General features: G+C 36.8%; 2 protein-coding genes and 2 tRNA genes. 2 read left to right on the forward strand and 2 right to left on the reverse strand.

Translation table 11 applies throughout. The features are described 5' to 3' along the window. Positions 1 to 440, reverse strand: a 440-nt coding sequence (locus SD31_RS12130; RefSeq protein ID WP_039054331.1) for a redoxin domain-containing protein, incomplete at its 3' end; no start/stop codon positions are given. A gap of 187 nt (positions 441 to 627) precedes the next feature. Here SD31_RS12130 and SD31_RS12135 point away from each other — a divergent pair. Continuing rightward, a tRNA-Arg gene (locus SD31_RS12135) sits at positions 628 to 699 on the forward strand. Positions 700 to 767: 68 nt separating this feature from the next. Here the strand turns inward: SD31_RS12135 and SD31_RS12140 are convergent. Further along, positions 768 to 1,394, reverse strand: coding sequence for an outer membrane beta-barrel protein (locus SD31_RS12140; RefSeq protein ID WP_039054332.1), 627 nt, complete (start codon positions 1,392 to 1,394; stop codon positions 768 to 770). 293 nt (positions 1,395 to 1,687) lie between these two features. Here SD31_RS12140 and SD31_RS12145 point away from each other — a divergent pair. Then, a tRNA-Lys gene (locus SD31_RS12145) sits at positions 1,688 to 1,763 on the forward strand. The last annotated feature ends 153 nt before the right edge of the window (positions 1,764 to 1,916 follow it).

The raw sequence follows: 1,916 nt of genomic DNA on the forward strand, positions 1-1,916 counted from the left end.
TCATCGATCAAGTAAGTAGCACGGTAAGTTACAGCTGAACCTTCAGCTAAAGTGCCATATTCTGGGTGTTCTACTTCTTTAACATCCAAGATGCCTAAGATGCTAGACAAGTTGCGGTTAGTATCTGCGATGATAGGGTATTCTACACCTTCGATACCGCCGTTGTCTTTCGGTGTGTTTAACCAAGCGAAGTGTACTTCGTTGGTGTCGCAAGAAGCACCGATAACGATAGTGTTACGTTTTTCGAATTCTTCTTTAGCTGCTTGGAAAGCATGTAACTCTGTAGGACATACGAAAGTAAAGTCCTTAGGATACCAGAATAATAAGATTTTTTTGTTTTCTTTTTGTGCTTTCTCGAAAATGTTAAGTGAAATGTAATCACCTAAATAGTCAATAGCGTCAACTGTAATGTTCGGGAAATTTTTACCTACGAAACTCATAATTGTATCTTCTTTTAATGTGCCACAAAGGTATGAAATCTTCTCATTGAAAAGTATAAATATTACCTATGCATCATTGAGGTTGTCTATATTTTTTATGGTAAAATATTGCTTATATTTATGGTTATGCCAAATTTTAAATAGGTCTTTGTTTTCAGTTAGGTGTTTTCTATTTTTGACCTCAGCTGGCCCCGTAGTTCAATGGATAGAATAGAAGTTTCCTAAACTTTTGATAGCAGTTCGATTCTGCTCGGGGCTACAAAATTAGCCGTAAACAACAAAGGACAGCACTTAGGCTGTCCTTTGCTATTTTAAATCAACACATGATTAGAATTTGAATGTCAAACCAAAAGTAGCTGCATCGAAGAAGTTATTGTATTGATTTAAGTTCATTCCAAAGCTGTTAGTAGCTTTAGCACCGTCTGTGTCTACTTTTGAGGTATTGTAGCCTATAACATTTGACAAGGCGAAGTTGATCGCAATTTTATCTGTCAAGAAGTAGTTTGCACCTACACCTCCGTTGATTCCGAAAGATTTTACTTTCGGGCTTTCTGCGGTGTTGTTTGCTACAGTAATTTCAGATTTTTGTGTATTGTAATCTGCATTTACTTCAGCATAGGTCTTGAAACGAGAACCTAATTCTAAGAAATAGTAACGACCGAATATTCCTGCACCAAAAGTATTGGATTTGTTTTTAGTGTCGATGCCGTATTTGTCGTTTGTAGAAGATGCAACATTGAAGTTTACACCGGCAGCAAGTTTATCTGTAAAGAAGTATCCAACTTTTGGAGTGAATTTAAATGTTGTTTCTTTAACTTCTGTAGTTTTGTTGTCAGTTGTGCTTAAACCCAAGTTACCTTCAACCAATACATTTCCTTTACCGAAACCTTCTTGAGCATAAGAAGCTGCTGTCAATCCAGCGATAGCAGTCAATGTAAGTAAAACTTTTTTCATAGCAATTATATTTAGTTGTTTTGACAACACAAATATATGTCTGACCAATTTATTAAAAAAGTCAAAACGTCAATTTATTGTCATAATGAGGTTAAGTGTAGGCAAGTAGTTAATATTCAATAGGAAAAAATAAAGGTCGAGTCACAAGGGTGTTTTTTAAGTGGGGATATTTATTAGAGTGCGGAGGAAGTAGTGTTACTCCTTTTCATCTTTTTGTCACAATGTTGATATTTCCTGATAGATTTATTTGATTTTCTCCTAGATGTTAGTTTACTTTTAAGTCGTCAAATCAAGACTCCGTAGCTCAGTTGGTAGAGCAACTGACTCTTAATCAGTGGGTCGAGAGTTCGAATCTCTCCGGGGTCACCAAGCAGACGCCTCTCTTGCACATTGAGAGGCTCGTTTTTTAATTTAGGAGTTGTKATGTCTGTTGCGGTACTGTTACGTTCTAAGATTTTACCGTTCTTTTTCTAGGAGCTTGAGCAGGCGAGAGATGACCGACGCGGGTAGCTGTTTGATGGC

The organism is Sphingobacterium sp. T2, from assembly GCF_000814685.1.
GTDB lineage: Bacteria > Bacteroidota > Bacteroidia > Sphingobacteriales > Sphingobacteriaceae > Sphingobacterium > Sphingobacterium thermophilum.